11 protein-coding genes and 5 tRNA genes are annotated in these 17,103 nt (G+C 59.6%); 2 read left to right on the forward strand and 14 right to left on the reverse strand.

Annotated features, from left to right (window positions below):
- Positions 1-32: 32 nt before the first annotated feature.
- A complete protein-coding gene (locus ETEE_RS04705; RefSeq protein ID WP_034164610.1) occupies positions 33-1,319 on the forward strand; it encodes an HlyC/CorC family transporter in 1,287 nt (428 codons plus the stop codon).
- Between the two features lie 324 nt (positions 1,320-1,643).
- Here the strand turns inward: ETEE_RS04705 and luxS are convergent, their stop codons facing one another.
- The 14 genes from luxS to pncC form a co-directional block, all read right to left on the reverse strand.
- Entirely contained in the window at positions 1,644-2,159 is a 516-nt protein-coding gene (luxS, locus tag ETEE_RS04710; protein ID WP_034164611.1) for an S-ribosylhomocysteine lyase, read from the reverse strand.
- Positions 2,160-2,319: 160 nt separating this feature from the next.
- Entirely contained in the window at positions 2,320-3,879 is a 1,560-nt protein-coding gene (gene gshA, locus ETEE_RS04715; RefSeq protein ID WP_034164612.1) for a glutamate--cysteine ligase, read from the reverse strand.
- Positions 3,880-3,940: 61 nt separating this feature from the next.
- Positions 3,941-4,369, reverse strand: a complete 429-nt coding sequence (locus tag ETEE_RS04720) for a YqaA family protein (RefSeq protein WP_034164613.1) — start codon at positions 4,367-4,369, stop codon at positions 3,941-3,943.
- Positions 4,369-4,935 carry a fructose-1-phosphate/6-phosphogluconate phosphatase gene (gene yqaB / locus ETEE_RS04725; protein ID WP_034164614.1) on the reverse strand — a complete coding sequence of 189 codons (567 nt, stop codon included), beginning with the start codon at positions 4,933-4,935 and terminating at the stop codon, positions 4,369-4,371. Before yqaB ends, ETEE_RS04720 begins: the two co-directional genes overlap by 1 nt.
- Positions 4,936-5,264: 329 nt before the next feature.
- Positions 5,265-5,341, reverse strand: a tRNA-Arg gene (locus ETEE_RS04730).
- Positions 5,342-5,412: 71 nt separating this feature from the next.
- Positions 5,413-5,489 (reverse strand) — tRNA-Arg (locus tag ETEE_RS04735).
- Between the two features lie 72 nt (positions 5,490-5,561).
- A tRNA-Arg gene (locus ETEE_RS04740) sits at positions 5,562-5,638 on the reverse strand.
- 79 nt (positions 5,639-5,717) lie between these two features.
- Positions 5,718-5,794 (reverse strand) — tRNA-Arg (locus ETEE_RS04745).
- Between the two features lie 3 nt (positions 5,795-5,797).
- A tRNA-Ser gene (locus tag ETEE_RS04750) sits at positions 5,798-5,890 on the reverse strand.
- Between the two features lie 467 nt (positions 5,891-6,357).
- Positions 6,358-6,543 carry a carbon storage regulator CsrA gene (gene csrA, locus ETEE_RS04755; protein ID WP_002209449.1) on the reverse strand — a complete coding sequence of 62 codons (186 nt, stop codon included), beginning with the start codon at positions 6,541-6,543 and terminating at the stop codon, positions 6,358-6,360.
- Between the two features lie 253 nt (positions 6,544-6,796).
- Positions 6,797-9,424 (reverse strand): alanine--tRNA ligase, encoded by a 2,628-nt coding sequence (alaS, locus tag ETEE_RS04760; RefSeq protein ID WP_034164619.1) that lies wholly within the window; start codon positions 9,422-9,424, stop codon positions 6,797-6,799.
- A 134-nt stretch (positions 9,425-9,558) separates the two neighbouring features.
- Positions 9,559-9,999, reverse strand: coding sequence for a regulatory protein RecX (locus tag ETEE_RS04765; RefSeq protein WP_034164621.1), 441 nt, complete (start codon positions 9,997-9,999; stop codon positions 9,559-9,561).
- A 36-nt stretch (positions 10,000-10,035) separates the two neighbouring features.
- Positions 10,036-11,097: a recombinase RecA gene (gene recA, locus ETEE_RS04770; RefSeq protein ID WP_012849684.1), complete on the reverse strand. Its 1,062-nt coding sequence runs from the start codon at positions 11,095-11,097 to the stop codon at positions 10,036-10,038.
- Between the two features lie 70 nt (positions 11,098-11,167).
- Positions 11,168-11,656: a nicotinamide-nucleotide amidase gene (gene pncC / locus ETEE_RS04775; RefSeq protein WP_034164622.1), complete on the reverse strand. Its 489-nt coding sequence runs from the start codon at positions 11,654-11,656 to the stop codon at positions 11,168-11,170.
- Between the two features lie 384 nt (positions 11,657-12,040).
- Here pncC and ETEE_RS04780 point away from each other — a divergent pair, with 384 nt between their 5' ends.
- The gene (locus ETEE_RS04780) at positions 12,041-16,987 is read left to right on the forward strand and encodes an autotransporter domain-containing protein (RefSeq protein ID WP_034164623.1); all 4,947 of its coding nucleotides are present in this window, start codon (positions 12,041-12,043) and stop codon (positions 16,985-16,987) included.
- The last annotated feature ends 116 nt before the right edge of the window (positions 16,988-17,103 follow it).

Genomic DNA, 17,103 nt, shown 5'->3' on the forward strand with positions numbered 1-17,103 from the left:
GCTGACCGCTAACCACCATAAGGAATACCCGTTTGGAGCACGTCTCGACCGGTACGCTGATCGCCATTCTTCTGCTGATGGTGATCGTCTCCGCCTACTTCTCCGCCTCGGAAACCGGGATGATGACCCTCAACCGCTATCGCCTGCGCCACCTGGCCAAGCAGGGACTGCGGCCCGCCCGGCGCGTCGAGCGCCTGCTGCGACACCCGGATCGCCTGATAAGCCTGGTGTTGATTGGCAATAATCTGGTCAATATACTGGCCTCGGCGCTGGCGACCATCGTCGGTATGCGTCTGTACGGCGACAGCGGCGTGGCCATCGCCACCGGTATCCTGACCTTTGTCATTCTGATCTTTGCCGAAGTGATGCCAAAAACTTTCGCGGCGCTGTACCCGGAAAAGGTGGCATTCCCCAGCAGCCTACTGCTGGGCCCGCTGCAGAAGGTCATGATGCCGCTGGTCTGGCTGCTGAACGGCATCACCCGCTTGCTGCTGCGGCTGTGCGGCGTTCAGCCGCACGCGGGCCCCAGCGATGCGGTAAGCAAAGAGGAGCTGCGCACCATCGTGAACGAGTCGCGCGCTCAGATTTCGCGGCGTAACCAGGATATGCTGATCTCGGTACTGGATCTGGATAAGGTGTCGGTCGAGGACATCATGGTACCGCGCACCGAGATCGTCGGCATCGACGTCAACGACGACTGGAAATCGATCCTGCGCCAGCTCACCCACTCCCCCCACGGGCGCATCGTGCTGTTCCGCGATACCCTGGACGACGCTATCGGTATGCTGCGCGTGCGCGAAGCCTACCGCCAGATGATTGAAAAGCAGGAGTTCAACAAAGAAAACCTGCTGCGCGCCGCCGACGAAATCTACTATATCCCGGAGGGAACCCACCTCAACGTGCAGTTGCTGAAGTTCCAGCGCAATAAGGAAAAGGTCGGCATCGTGGTTGATGAATACGGCGACATCAAGGGGCTTATCTCCGTCGAAGATATCCTTGAGGAGATCGTCGGCGACTTTACTACCTCCATGTCCCCCTCGCTGGCTGAAGAAGTGCTACCGCAGAGCGACGGCAGCGTACTGATCGACGGCAGCGCCAATATCCGCGAGCTGAACAAGGCCTTTAACTGGACCCTGCCTGCAGAGGGGGCGCGCACCATCAACGGGATGCTGCTGGAAACCCTGGAGGAGATCCCGCTGCCGGGCACCCAGGTCACCATCGGTAACTACTTCATCGAAATTCTCGATGTGCAGGACAACATGATCAAGCGGGTGAGAGTCTCTCTGCTGCGCGCCCACCTGCCGGGCGACGGTGCCTGATCTGCGCATTTTCCCCCGCATCGCAGACATAAAAAAGCCCCCGCAGGTTAGCGCTGTGGGGGCTTTTTTATCGAGGATGCCTAGGGCGTGTCCCGCAACCGGCCGTGAGCGGCGCTGGCGGTCATTTTAGCCCAGGGCAAGGTCCGGGGCCCAAAGGCACCGTGAGTAACGCAACCCTGGGCAAAAAGGCCCCAGCCCTACGGGACCCGTGCCAGGAACGCATACCTTGCGCTGTCGGAGTTGCGCATAGATCCACGATCTCCTGCGCCTCGATGATGCGCTTTTGGCTCAGCGTCGACGCCGCGCGCTGTTATCTGGGCCCCCCTAGGGGTGCAGACGGACCAGCTGTTCGGCGGAAAGCGCCAGCGCATCGTTATGGTTGATACCGATCCCGGCCACCAGGATCTGGCGGGCAATCTGGTGAGCCTCTTCCAGCGAGTGCATGCTGTAGGTACCACACTGAAACTCATTCAGCTCTGGAATGCTGCGCTGATCGGTGACCCGCAGCACGTCCTCCATCGCCGCCTTCCAGGCCGCGGCAACCCGCGCTTCATCCGGTGTACCGATCAGGCTCATATAGAAGCCCGTGCGGCAGCCCATCGGTGAAATATCAATGATCTCAACGCCGTCGCCGTTCAGATGGTCACGCATAAAGCCGGCAAACAGGTGCTCAAGGGTATGAATACCGCGCTCCGGCAGAATAGCATGGTTGGGACGGCAGAAGCGCAGATCGAATACGGTGATCTGATCGCCGTGCGGGGTGGTCATATTTTTTGCTATGCGAACGGCGGGTGCGGCCATGCGAGTATGGTCGACAGTGAAGCTATCCAGTAACGGCATTTCGTCACCTCCTCAATAAAAAAATATTTTTTTCCTTTGTTAGGAAACCTTTTCCCATACTGCGACTCTCAGTATATGAAAGACGCGCATTTGTTATCATCATCATCCCTGTCCTCAGAGATGCTTATTTTGGCCACAGGTATTGTGGCCTTTTTCTTTTCTAGCGTCCGGCGTGCTGCCGGAGATAGGCCGCGAAGGACTCGCTGTCCTGTGATTCCAGCGCCGCTTGACGACTCACCGAGCGCTGCGCCTGCGCCGTCAGCGTCGCCTCATCCAATAGCGTCAGCGGCTCGCTGCACAGCCGATCTCGGTAATGCTGCGCCAGCGCCAGGCCATAGTCACCGATCCCCCGATCCCCCATCTGGGCTACGACCCGAGCCGAGTAGGTCAGTGAGACGTCCTCGAAGGCCGCGACCAGGCGAGCGCAGACCTGCTGGTAGCGCGCATCGCCGTTAATGCCATCCAGCACCTCGGCGACCCGATGCAGGTCGGCAAAGAGTGACTGCCCCACGTGCGCCAGCGGCTGACGGGCATCATGACAGCCAATGCCGATGGTCTGCCCCGGCTTACGTCCCTCAAGGATCACCCGGTTCCAGTTTTGGCGCGTACACAGCAGCTCGTCGCTGCTCATTTCTGGCGCGTCGGCCAGCACGCACCAGATCAGGAACAGATCGAGGAAGCGGGCCTGATCGGCATCGACGCCGATGGGGGTGAACGGGTTAATGTCCAGAGAGCGAACCTCAATGTACTCTACGCCGCCACGCAGCAGCGCATCGGACGGCGACTCACCGTCGCGCGTCACGCGCTTGGGCCGGATCGGCGCATAGAGCTCATTCTCGATCTGCAGAATATTGGCATTCAGCTGGCGATAACGGCCGTCTTCCTCCACGCCCAGGCGGGCAAACTCGGCGGAGGGGGTATGAATGGCGCGCTTCAGCCCTTCGACATACTGGTCAAGGTGGTTAAACGTGATCCCGAGATTGCTCTGCGACTTATTGGTGTATCCCAGATCGCTCAGGCGCAGCGAGGTAGCATAGGGCAGGAACAGTGTTCCGCCGCTGCGTTCAAACGGCAGCGTGCTCTCCCGACCGTTCAGAAAGGAGCCGCAGATGGCCGGCGAGGCGCCAAACAGATAGGGGATCACCCAGCCAAAGCGGTAGTAGTTCCGGATCAGGCGGAAATAGCCGTCGGAAATGGCAGCCTTACCGCTATCCGCATCCTGTACGCCAGCGCGCGCCTGCCAAAACGACAGCGGCAGGGAGAAGTTATAGTGCACGCCGGAGATGGTCTGCATCAGCGCCCCATAACGGTTCTTCAGCCCCTCGCGGTAGAGCGTTTTAAAGCGCCCCAGGTTGCTGCTGCCGTACTGGGCCAGGGTGATATCCTGCTCGCTCCCGATAAAACAGGGCATGCTCAGGGGCCACATCCGCTCATCGCCGAGATTGCGCGCCACATAGCGGTGAATATCGCTGAGGAACGCCAGCATATGGTCGATGCTACCATCGACGGGCGTGATGAACTCCAGCAGGCTTTCGGCGAAGTCGGTGGTGATCCAGGGGTGGGTCAACGCCTTGCCCAACACCGCCGGATGCGGCGTAGCGGCCAAATGCCCCTCGGGAGTGACGCGCAGCGTTTCGCGCTCGATACCACGCCGGATGCCGTCCAGGGCATTCGGATGAGATTCTAGCCAGCTAAGGGCCTGAGATACGTCCGGGATCAAATTGACCTCCCGCTAATAAGAAGAGTTAATCGCGCCCACCGCGTCTTACCGCAATGTACGCCTAATGCCACCACGACATGCCGTACAGCGTCAACCATGCCAGCGCCACATAGCGTGCGGCCTTGCCCAGGGTCAGATACAGCGCAACCTTTCCCCACGGCATCCTCAACCATCCGGCCAGGAGGCACAGCAGATCGCCGATCAGCGGCAGCCAGCTGAGCAACAGCGCCGCGGCACCGTAGCGCTGCATCCAGCCCAACGCCATCGCCAGCCCGCGCTGCGGCGTCACCTGGGGCAGCGCCCGACCAATGATCACATTGGTCAGTCCGCCCAGTACGTTACCCACGATCGCCGCCGTCAGCAGCCAGAGCAGCGGCGCCTGAGCTGCGATCAGCAGCCCGCTCAGCACCACCTCCGAATTACCCGGCAGCAGCGTCGCGCTGGTAAAGCTGCTGACAAACATGCCAGTGACAGCCCAAAATTCACTCATTACAGGTCGCGCACGTCGATCCAGTCCATCCCCGCTCGCCGGGCGGCCTGAATCCCCAAATCCGCATCCTCAAACACCACGCAGCGGGTCGGCGCAACGCCGAGCAACGCAGCACAGCGTAAAAAGGTTTGCGGATCCGGCTTATGGCGCTGTACATCATCAGCGGCCACGATCGCCTGAAAACAGTCGCGCAGCCCCAGATGGCGCAGCAGGGCATCGGCCAGGCGATGTTCGCTGCCGGTGCCGACGGCCATGGGACGACGCCCCTTATAGGCCAAGGCAACCTCCGCCAGCGGCAGCGGACGTACGCAGTCCAACAGCATACTCTCTACCGCCCTCATTTTTTCCGCGGCCAGCGCATGAGGATCGAGATCGGACTGATTGTGTTCAATGATAGCCTGAGCAATACGCCATGTGGGAGAGCCATTGAGTGCGATCACCGCCGTTAGGTCATAATCCATACCGTAACGCCCCAGCACCGCGTCCCACGCCCGCCGGTGCGTCGGCTCGCTGTCGAGCAGGGTACCATCCATATCGAAAATCAGCCCGTCATAACGGTCATACATCGTCATGCTCATCCTCTGAAACGGGGAAAAGAGAGCTACTTTAGCGTAAAAGCAGGCTGGCTGTCGCGGGCCGTCGCCGCATCGCCGTGATAGCTGCGGGAGGACTGGGCAGGAAAAGTGGATCAGAGGGAGGAAGGGGCGACTGAATGCAAAAAAACCCGCAAAAGCGGGCTTTTTTATCCAGCGAGAAAGCATCTAGGCGGATAATTTGACGCTGCACGTCTCACCGCAGGGGTCGTTGCTACGCAACCTTGACCAGTCTAGTGTGCAATCCTATACAGTCTTTAGCGTAGGCGAAGCATGATGTTAGCATCACGCTCTGCGAAAGATGGTGCATCCGGGAGGATTCGAACCTCCGACCGCTCGGTTCGTAGCCGAGTACTCTATCCAGCTGAGCTACGGATGCACAGAGTTACAATGTTGACGGTAGGTAACCCTACGGTCCGATCCACCGCGTACCAGCGTGAATCGAAAAGATGGTGCATCCGGGAGGATTCGAACCTCCGACCGCTCGGTTCGTAGCCGAGTACTCTATCCAGCTGAGCTACGGATGCACAGAATAACAATGTTGACAGAAGGGTTACCCCGCTGTCTGATTCACCGCTAATCACCATGAATCTAAAAGATGGTGCATCCGGGAGGATTCGAACCTCCGACCGCTCGGTTCGTAGCCGAGTACTCTATCCAGCTGAGCTACGGATGCACAGAGAACTTACCTGATGACACGGGCCGTTCTGATTCCCGTATCCGATTTACCGCCGTGAGGCGATAAACCTGAAAGATGGTGCATCCGGGAGGATTCGAACCTCCGACCGCTCGGTTCGTAGCCGAGTACTCTATCCAGCTGAGCTACGGATGCAAATGGCGGTGAGGGGGGGATTCGAACCCCCGATGCAGCTTTTGACCGCATACTCCCTTAGCAGGGGAGCGCCTTCAGCCTCTCGGCCACCTCACCACACGCGACTCTTGCGAGCTGTGCCCACTCAACCTTTCGTTGTCTCATCGGCACTGCGTGGCGCACATATTACTTTCACGGGCTGATAAGTCAAACAATTTTTCCTGAGTTTTCACGCAATCTGATTCGTTTGCACAATTCACAGGCAAACCGCTGTGAATAGCGTCAACCTGCTGTTTTTATGAACCGCAAAAACCCCCCGCTTTATCCAGCATGGCGCGCGCGCCATGCCTACCGAGCGCGCGCCGCCAAACCGTTTGGATAAAAAAAAAGCGCGCCTCTCCTCGCTGGGGCGATCGCCGGACAGGAATCCACGCCACAGGCGGAGATGACGCCGGCAGAGAAACGTAACAGAGAAGCGTAAAAGGAGAAAGCGACGGAAGAAAGAGGATACGAGGGGGGAGCGACAGAGGTCGCAGCAGGCACCGCGTAAGCGCCCCGCTGCGATGCGAGACGCTATACCGAAATTAATACGTCGTCGGTTGGGACTTTTCCGCCTGAATACGCTGGTAGATCTCTTCACGGTGCACGGAAACCTCTTTCGGAGCATTCACACCGATACGTACCTGGTTTCCCTTCACCCCCAACACGGTGACCGTTACTTCATCGCCAATCATGAGGGTCTCACCCACTCGACGAGTCAGAATAAGCATTCTTTGCTCCTTGAAAGATTAATTAGAGTCGGGTCTCTCAGTTTTTCCCCGCCATTATCCATCATCTGTAGTAAAAACGTAAACAGCAACAAATCTATAATGTGTAAGCAGATTCCCGCCTACTACATTCTTAGTACAAGTTTAGCTCAAACCACAAACACCATTGCAAAATTTATAACACCAAGCGGGCGAAAAAACAAAAAAACGCCGTATCCAACAAATGGATACGGCGTTTTCACCGTTCTAGCGCGGATTACAGCTTAGCGGCAACCCAGTCCGCCACGCTAGCCAGCGCCTGAGGCAGGGCTGCAGCATCGGTTCCTCCGGCCTGCGCCATATCGGGACGTCCGCCGCCTTTGCCTCCGACCTGCTGCGCGACCATACCGATCAGCTCGCCGGCCTTCACCTTGGCGGTCAGATCCTTGGTCACGCCGGCGATCAGGCTAACTTTACTCGCCTCCGCCGTCGCCAGCACCACAATGCAGGAGCCCATCTGGTTTTTCAGGTCATCCACCATGGTACGCAGCATCTTCGGCTCCACGCCGTCCAGCTGACTCACCAGCAGCTTCACCCCGTTAACCTCGATGGCTTTCCCGCTCAGCGAGGCGCTCTCCTGCGCAGCCTGCTGATCCTTGAGCTGCTGCAGCGCTTTCTCCAGCTGGCGGCTCTTTTCCATCACGGCGCGGATCTTCTCTGCAACGCTTTGGGCATCACCTTTCACCAGGGATGCAGCCTCACGCAGCATATCGCTCTCCTGGTGCATCGCCAGCAGCGCCTGCTCACCGGTCACCGCCTCGATGCGGCGCACGCCGGCCGCGGTGCCGCTCTCGCTGACAATGCGGAATAGGCCGATATCGCCGGTGCGCTCTGCGTGCGTACCGCCGCACAGCTCGGTGGAGAAGTCACCCATGCTCAGCACGCGAACCTGGGCGTCGTACTTCTCGCCGAACAGCGCCATGGCCCCTTTGGCCTTAGCCTCCTCCAGCCCCATCTCCTGCGTGTCTATAGGCAGGTTGCTACGGATCTGGGCGTTAACGATATCCTCAACCTGACGGATCTGCTGCGGCTTCATCGCCTCCGCGTGCGAGAAGTCAAAACGCAGAGCGCCATCGCTCACCAGCGAACCTTTCTGCGCGACATGCTCACCCAGTACGCTGCGCAGGGCGGCATGCATCAGGTGCGTCGCCGAGTGGCTCTGGCGGATACGCTCGCGGCGCGCGCCGTCGATGCCGGCCTGGACCCGCTCTCCGACCCGCAGGCTGCCCTGGGCTACCTTACCGAGATGTCCGATAGCCTGACCGTACTTCTGGGTATCCTCAACCACAAAACGGCAGCCCTGCGCCGTCAGCTCACCGCGATCGCCCACCTGACCGCCGGACTCGGCGTAGAACGGCGTCTGCGCTAGCACGACAACCCCTTCCTCGCCGGCCTGCAGGACATCAACCGCCTGCCCGCTGTGAAACAGGGCCGTCACCAGGGCATCCTGCTGCTGCAGGTGATAACCGGTAAAGTCCGTGCTACCGTCAACGCGGATCATGCTGTTGTAGTCGGCGCCGAAGCCGCTGGACTCGCGCGCACGACGGCGCTGAGCCTCCATCGCCCGCTCGAAGCCCTCTTCATTCACCTTCAGACCGCGCTCGCGGCACACGTCGGCGGTCAGATCCAGCGGGAAGCCATAGGTATCGTACAGGCGGAATGCGGTCTCGCCGTCCAGGGTATCCCCGTCCAGCGTGGACAGCTCGTCGTCCAGCAGCGTCAGCCCACGTTCCAGCGTGCGCGCAAACTGCTCCTCCTCCGTCTTCAGCACCTGCTCCACCATCGCCTGCTGCTGCGCCAGCGCATCGGCGGCCGACCCCATCACGGCGATCAGCGGCTTCACCAGCTTATAGAAGAAAGTCTCTTTGGCACCCAGCATATGTCCGTGGCGCACGGCGCGGCGGATGATACGGCGCAGCACGTAGCCGCGGCCTTCGTTGGAGGGCAGCACGCCGTCGGAAACCAAGAATGCGCAGGAGCGGATATGATCGGCGATCACCCGCAGCGATTTGCTGCTCAGATCGCTGACGCCGATCACCCGCGCGGTCTCCGCGATCAGGGTACGGAACAGATCGATATCATAGTTGGAGTTAACGTGCTGCAGCACCGCCGCAATACGCTCCAGCCCCATCCCGGTATCGACGGAAGGCTTAGGCAGCGGCAGCAGCGTGCCGTCGCTCTGGCGGTTAAACTGCATAAAGACGATGTTCCAGATCTCAATATAGCGATCACCGTCCTCATCTGGGCTGCCCGGAGGTCCCCCGGCGATGTGGGCGCCGTGGTCATAGAAGATCTCGGTGCACGGGCCGCACGGACCGGTATCGCCCATCTGCCAGAAGTTATCGGAGGCGTAGGGCGCACCTTTATTGTCGCCGATGCGAATAATACGCTCGCGCGGTACCCCGACCTCGTTGGCCCAGATGTCGTAAGCCTCGTCGTCGCTTTCGTACACCGTCACCCACAGCTTCTCTTTCGGCAGGTTAAACCACTGCACGCCGGTCAGCAGCTCCCAGGCAAAATTGATGGCGTCATGCTTGAAGTAGTCGCCAAAGCTAAAGTTGCCCAGCATTTCAAAGAAGGTGTGGTGACGGGCGGTATAACCGACGTTCTCCAGGTCATTATGCTTACCGCCGGCGCGTACGCAGCGCTGTGCCGTAGTTGCACGGCTATAGCTGCGCTTATCGATACCAAGGAAAACATCTTTAAACTGGTTCATCCCGGCGTTGGTAAACAACAGTGTCGGATCGTTGTTCGGCACCAGGGAGCTGCTGTCCACCACCTGGTGGCCCTTACTGTGATAAAAATCGAGAAACGCTTGACGGATCTCAGCGGTACTCTTGCTCATAAATGTCCCGGAGTCTGGCTAGAAGAACAGTCCGTGAACAAAACAGCCCGCATTCCGCTGCCGACGCCCGCTCACGAACACAAAGTGACACTAAGATAAAATTTCTTCTCACCGAAGTAAAACGCCGCGTGCGTTCACGAAGTTAAATCGCGCAGGGCATCCTGGATCTCCTCCGAAAAGAAGCCACGGTACAGCAGATAGCGCTGCACTTTAACCCGAGTAGCCCAATCGGGCGAGAGCGGTAAGGAGAAGTGGCGCTCCAACGCCCGGCGCGCCTGTGCGCTCCAGTCGATCTCACACTCGGCCAGCGCCTGCTGGATGAGATCGCGCGCCACGCCGCGCACCCCCAGCTCCTGACGAACGCGCTGCGCGCCATAGCCTTTACGGCTGCGGGACTCGATATAACGCTGAGCAAAGCGGGCGTCGTCCAGCCACTGATAGCGCTGACAGTGGGCGATAGTCAACGCTATCTCCCCCTCAGAAACGCCCTGCGCCGCAAGTTTGCGGCGCAGTTCATTCTCGCTGTGGTCACGCTGGGCCAGCAGACGCATGGCCCGGTTAAGCGCGTCGCTCACGCAGACCTCGCCGCGTCGCGCCCGTGGCCGGCGGGATTAGAAGTTTTCATCATCCGTCGCCGCGTCGTCTTCGCGCTCGGCCCCCGCGCGCTCGGCGTCGGTCGCCGCGGCGTGACTCAGCAGCAGCTCACGCAGCTTGCCCTCCAGCTCAGCGGAGATCGTCGTATTCTCCTGCAGAAACTTCATGGAGTTCGCTTTACCCTGGCCGATCTTGTCGCCATTGTAGCTGTACCAGGCGCCGGATTTATCCAGCAGCTTGTGCTTAACGCCCAGATCGATCAGCTCGCTCTCCTTAGAGATACCGGCGCCGTACAGGATCTGGAACTCAGCCTGACGGAACGGCGGGGCCACCTTGTTCTTGACCACCTTAACGCGGGTCTCGTTGCCGACCACCTCATCGCCCTCTTTTATGGCGCCGATGCGACGGATATCCAGGCGCACGGAGGAGTAGAACTTCAGCGCGTTACCGCCGGTGGTGGTCTCTGGGTTACCGAACATCACCCCGATCTTCATACGGATCTGGTTGATAAAAACCACCAGACAGTTGGCATTTTTGATATTGGCGGTCAGCTTACGCAACGCCTGCGACATCAGACGCGCCTGCAGACCAACGTGAGAGTCCCCCATTTCGCCTTCGATCTCCGCCTTCGGCGTCAGGGCAGCCACGGAGTCCACGATGATCACATCGACGGCGCCGGAGCGTACCAGCGCATCACAGATCTCCAGCGCCTGCTCACCGGTATCCGGCTGCGATACCAGCAGATCATCGACGTTGACCCCCAGCTTGGCGGCATAGATCGGATCCAGCGCGTGTTCGGCGTCAATAAAAGCGCAGGTCTTCCCCGCCGCCTGGGCGCGCGCGATGACGGACAGGGTCAGCGTGGTTTTACCGGAGGACTCCGGCCCGAAGATCTCAACGACGCGCCCCATCGGCAGACCGCCGATGCCCAGCGCCACGTCCAGACTCAGAGAACCGGTTGAAATGGACTCAATGTCCAGCGTTTGGGTATCCCCCAGACGCATGATAGAACCTTTACCAAACTGCTTTTCAATCTGGCCTAACGCCGCAGCCAGGGCACGTTGTTTGTTCTCGTCCATCCGTTTACTCCACGCATAGCAAATCTGAAATTGACCTTGATTATACTGTATGCTCATACAGTATCAAGACTCACGTAAGAAATTTTTCCAGCAGCGTCTGCAACGCAAACTGCGCCGCCTGCCGCCGCACGGCCTCCCGATCGCCGGCAAAACGTCGGCACAGGCACAGGGGCTCCCCGCCGCGAGCGGCAAAGCCAAACCAGACGGTGCCGACCGGCTTCTGCACGCTGCCTCCGTCGGGCCCGGCAATCCCACTCACCGCCACGGCCAGGTCGGCCCGCGCCGCGCGCAGAGCACCGACGGCCATCGCCGCTACCACCGGCTCGCTGACCGCCCCATGCTGCGCCAGCACGCCGCCTGCCACCCCCAGCATCTCCTCTTTGGCCCGATTGCTGTACGTGACAAAGCCGCGCTCAAAATAGCACGAGCTACCGGCAATATCGGTCAACAGCTTGGCGATCAGCCCCCCGGTGCAGGATTCGGCGCAGGTGATCTGCTCCCCGCGCACACGCAGACGCTCGCCCACCTTTCGGCTTAACGCCGTGAGCGATTGTTCCATAGCGACTCCTTGGTTCATAGCGGAACTGACGGCATAGTAGCACGTTCTGCCGCGGGAGGCCCCGGCGGCGGAGCGCAGGGTTAAAATAATGAGGAAAAATAAATAAGGTTAATAGAATATATAGATATTATATTCAACAGGCCAATACTGAAATAATAAAAATACCTCAAAAAAATAATCTCAATATTCCCGTTAGGTCGCTCACACAATAACGTCAAATTTAAAAACGGCGCAGCGAAAACATGTTAATTAGCGGTTGACACAGCATTAATCTCGAAAAAGAAACTGAGAAAACACCATAACCATAAAGCCGCTGACGCCCCTACCGTCGGGCCGAGCCGATGTGTGTCGCGTTTTATTTCCCATTAATGCAAGGACACCGCTATGAAGAAAAAACGAAATACGACTTTCCGCCGGTCTACGCTCGCACTCTCCATCGCACTGCTGCTCGGTACCGGCGCCATATTCCCCCGCGAGGCTGCCGCCGATCAGCCCCGTCTCTCCAGCCGCACAACACCGATTATTACGCTTAATGATGCAACTAATACCTATTATTTTAAAGACGCCAATAAAAACGGCACACTGGATCTCTATGAAGACTGGCGCAACCCCGCCGCGCTGCGGGCCATCGATCTGCTGAGTAAAATGCGCAATGAAGATAAACTGGGACTGATGGTCATCGGCTCACAGTCATTGGGATCAACAGGCTGCTCAAGCCCCAACGCCAACGGTATTTTATGTGAGACCTACCGCCAATTTACCAGTAACGTATTCAGTGCGCCCGGCGACAGCTTTGAATTCTTTGAAAAGCCGGTTATTGAACGTAGCGCGCCAGCGACCGAAGGGATCCTCGACTGGAAAGTGCGCTTTATGATCGATCGCAGCAACGCCGATCCGCTGACGCTGACCATCTGGACCAACGCCCTGCAGCAGGTGGCGGAGGGCTCCACGCACGGCATCCCCGTCGTGGTCACATCCAACCCACGTAATCACAACACCAACAATGTCGGCTTTGGGCTTCAGGAATCTTCCGGCACATTCTCTCTATGGCCCAGCACCCTGGGAATGGGGGCTGCTTTTATTGGTGAAATGCAAACCCGCAACGCCCGCAGCAGTCTTATCCAAGACTTCGCCAACATGGCGGCACAGGAGTGGGAGGCCACCGGCGTTCGCAAGATATATGGCTATATGGCCGATACCGCCACCGATCCGCGCTGGTTCCGGCTGGCCGATACTTTCGGCGATAGCCCGGAAATCGTAGCCGAGGCAACGCGCCAGGTCGTTACCGGATTTCAGGGGGATCAGCCAAGTAACCTGGATATTGCCATGACCACCAAGCATTTTCCCGGCGGCGGCGCCCGCGATCGCGGCACCGATCCCCACTATGTCTACGGTCAATACTCCCCCTACCCGACCAAAGACAGCCTGTACCGCTACCATCTGCCCGGCTTTATCGCCGCCGTCGATGCCGGCACCTCGTCGATCATGCCCTACTATGCGCGTCCCAGCGATGCCATGAGCCTGCCTCAGCTGTATCTCAGCGATATTCCCGAGGCGGAGAAGATCGTCAATGACGCCGGCGACGGCTCGACCCTATTTACCCGCGACCGCTTCGGCAACCGTATCTATGATCCGCTGTATCTGGCCAAAAAAGCTCCGGAGAAATTCCTGGATCAGGGTTTCAGTGAAGAGCTGGGCTTTGCCTATAGCCACAAGCTAATCGACCGTCTGCTGCGCGATCAACTCGGCTTTACCGGCTACATCAACAGCGACTCCGGTATTCTGACCGGCATGGCCTGGGGGCTGGAAAACGCAACGCTGGCCCAGCGCGTCGCCCTCGGCGCCGCCAACGGCGTAGATGTGTTCAGCGATCTCTCTGATGTTTTCCTGTTCCGCGATGCGTTCGACAGCGAACAAAGCTTTAACCAAGCCATATTGGATCAGGCCGCTGGCCGCCTACTGACGGAGATGTTCAGTCTGAGGTTATTTGAAGACCCCTACCGCGACCCGCAGCAGGCCGTTGATATTTTCAATGAGCCGGCGCGACACGAGGCCGCCTACCAGGCCCATCAGAAGTCGGTCGTGGTGCTGAAGAACAGCGGCAATCTGCTGCCGTTGACCGAAGAAAAGATCGGCGATGCGCCGGTCTACATCGAGTTCTTCTCACGCGACGCCGAGGCGCAGCGGGCGACGGACACGCTGACGCTATACCAGGCGATCAAACGCCAGGCGCCCTGGCTAAACGTTACGTTTGACATCAATAATGCTGACTATGCCTTGCTGTTCGTCAAACCGGCAGACGGCGTCGGCCTATTCGAACAGAGCGCAGAATTTGTCTACAACCTGCAAGTTAATGATCATAACGGCATCGATATCGATCGCATTAATATGATCCAGGCGAAAGTTCCCACCATCGTCAATGTTAACCTGTCCCAACCGTGGCTGTTGGAAAATCTGGAGCCGGGTGCGGCTGCCATCACCGCCAGCTTTGCCACTCTTTCTGAAGCGGTCGTGGATGTACTCGCCGGTAACGTCAACCCCTCTGGTGCACTGCCGGTAACCCTACCGCGCAACGAAGGTGAGGTCGTCAAAGCTGAAACGGCCGGGCCACAACGCGATGGCCGCAAGATAGCATCCGATGTGCCGGGCTACCTGCGTGATAACCTACAGGAGTATGCCTACACCGACAGCGACAATAACCGCTACCAGACTGGCTTCCATCTGGTATGGGATATCGCGAACCTGGATAACAGTGCCCCCAATCGAAACGCGCTGCTGCAACAGGCACGCATCGGGCTGATCTCCACCCGTTATCAACAGGCGGAAAACCCGCCCGAAGTCAATCGCTACTACCTCAGCGCAGAAGCGATGGCAGACAGAGTCTCTGCACACAAAGGCGAAACACTGGCCCTGAGCAATCAGGTTAATCTTGCCGTTAACCAGCCGGCTCACACTGCAGCCGATGCAGATGCTAATCTGAAAACGCGCCAGCCGGCGCGCAGCATGAATCCGGGGCTGTTTATCACTAAGGAAGATAACGACGTGACGCTAGACCACGTCTTTAACGGTGGCGTTTATCAGCGGACTCAGGATAACAGCGCTAACGTCTACTCTGCCGGGATCTGGCTGGACGCCTCCGCGGACCATAATTCGCTGCACCTGAACCGCAGCATCAACCTGGCCTACAGCAATGCCCTGGCCGCTTATGGGGTATTCCAAAACGCCAGCAGTCAGGACAACCTGCTGCTGCTGCAGAACTCACTGAATCTGTCCATCGGCGACGGTGTCACCTCACACGGTATCTACCACGGTAACAGCAATGCCTATAGCCTGCTGACAGATGAAGGTTATGACAGCGGGCAGCGTCAGGCGTTCAGCCAAAGCGTCGTCGTTCTGGATAATGCGGCCAACATCGCTGTGCGTTTGAAGGACGGTGTATTGCCTAGTCTGACAAAAGCCTTTACCAACGTGCCGACGCTGATCCTCAATAACAGTCTGGTGGGCGGCGATATCACCCAGACCGCGGGAGACGACTTCCTGCTCAGCTTCAACAGCGCGCTGTACGGCGACATCGCCCTGAGCAACGGTAACGATATCTTCGTGCTGGACGAAAGCAGCCGTGACGTCACTCTGCGTGGACAGATAACGCCAGACTATCGGTTTACCGATAGCCTCTACATCTACACCCCCTCCTGCAGCGACAGTAGCTGTATTCAGCTCATTCAAGGCGAAGACAGCTTCAGGGTTGTCAGCACCGCGCCCGTCGGCGGTGACACCCACACCATCGCAGACGTCCGCTACGGCGCGCTGAACCCGTTCAATGTCTACCAGGTTACGGCGGACGGCAGCGTTTCCGATGTCGCGCTGCTGAGCCGCGATGTTCCACCGCCGCTGCGCCCGCTGATCCAAGCCTACCGCTATACCTTCGCCAACGGCTATCAGGCGGACTTCGCCCTGCCCGTGCAGGATAGTGACCGCGTTACCCTACGCGGCGCCGAGATGCGCGTCGGCGACTGGCGCCTGACGCCAAACGCCGTCGTTACCCCGCAGGGCTATCGACTGCGCAGCGACGGCCTGCTGGTCCGCGCCGGTACGCCGCTGCCGGGGCTGGTCACCGGCAGGGTCGAGGTGCCCAGCGAGCCCACCTATGTCCTGCTCCCTGACGCCAACGGCGCTCCCCGCATGGAGCGCTTCACGGAGCCGCGCGTCCTCGATCCCGGCAAGCCGCTTACCCTGACCCAAGATGCCCTGCTGGTGCGGGATATCGCCACCCGCGCCGCGCCGGAGAATACGCTGCTGGTCGCGATTGACGGGGCGCAGATGCAGGTCAAAACCCCCGCCGGCATCCAGGCCAGCATCGACATCAACGCGCTGAGCGCAACCCGGGTCAGCCATATCCCCGGCAGCGCGCTGCATGTCGATGCCTTTAACTACCTGTTGGAGGTCCCGGGGATGCTCAACGACACGCTGCAGGCTCGCGAGCGCAGCGTGCGTCTGCAGGAGGGCGAGCTGGATGTCTATCTGAACTACCTGGCCGACAACCGCACCGATGACGGCGGCAACGGCGGCGCGGGCAGTAAGGGGCAGACCTCCGGCATCGCGCTGGGACTGGGCGCTGGCGTAACCGATACCCTGACGCTGTACGGTCAGTTGGCGAAGACCTACGGCAGCCTGAGCAGCGGCGCCAGCGAGGCCGACGTGGATGTCAACAGCCTGACGCTCGCCCTCACCTTCCGCCCGCAGATGACGGAGGAGAGCAGCACCCCCTTTGTCTCTCTGAGCGCCGGGCTGGGCTGGAGCCAGTATGAGCCACGCCGGCAGATGGGGAGCCTGGGACAGGCGCGGGCAGAGAGCGATGGGTGGCTTTACAGCTATGCGCTGACGGCCGGCTATGAAGCCAGCCTGAGCTCGGCATGGCGTCTGACGCCGTCGCTGGCGCTGCAGGGTAGCTATCTGCGTCAGGACGCGTTCCACGAGTCGGGACACGATACGCTGGCCCTCGACGTCGCCCGCTTCAGCGACAGCCGTAACGATATCGCCCTGCGCCTGGACAGCGATTATCGCATCAGCCTCGGCGACTGGCAGATAGCGCCACGGCTGTTCGCCGAATACCGCTATGGCCTGGGCGATAAAAACAGCCGGGCGGATCTGCGTCTGGGTAGCGCGACGCTGGATCCGATCGTCCACGTCCGCGGCGATAACCAGCTGCGCGGCGGCGCAGAGCTGGGCGTCGGCTATGGCCCCTGGTCGCTGGCGCTGCGCGCCGACGGCACCGTCGGCGATAAGCGCGGCGGCGGCAGCGCGGCCCTTCTCGTAGGCGCCCGCTTCTAACCTCCAACGGCCCAACCCTCCGGCGCGCGCCCCGCGTGCGCCGGTATCCTGAGCAGAGTCTCAGGTCGTGTCCGCGCGGCGCCATCGCGCCGCGCTATCCGCCCTCTCCCCTCCGT

It is taken from the genome of Edwardsiella anguillarum ET080813, from assembly GCF_000264765.2.
In the GTDB taxonomy this organism is placed as follows: Bacteria; Pseudomonadota; Gammaproteobacteria; order Enterobacterales; family Enterobacteriaceae; genus Edwardsiella; species Edwardsiella anguillarum.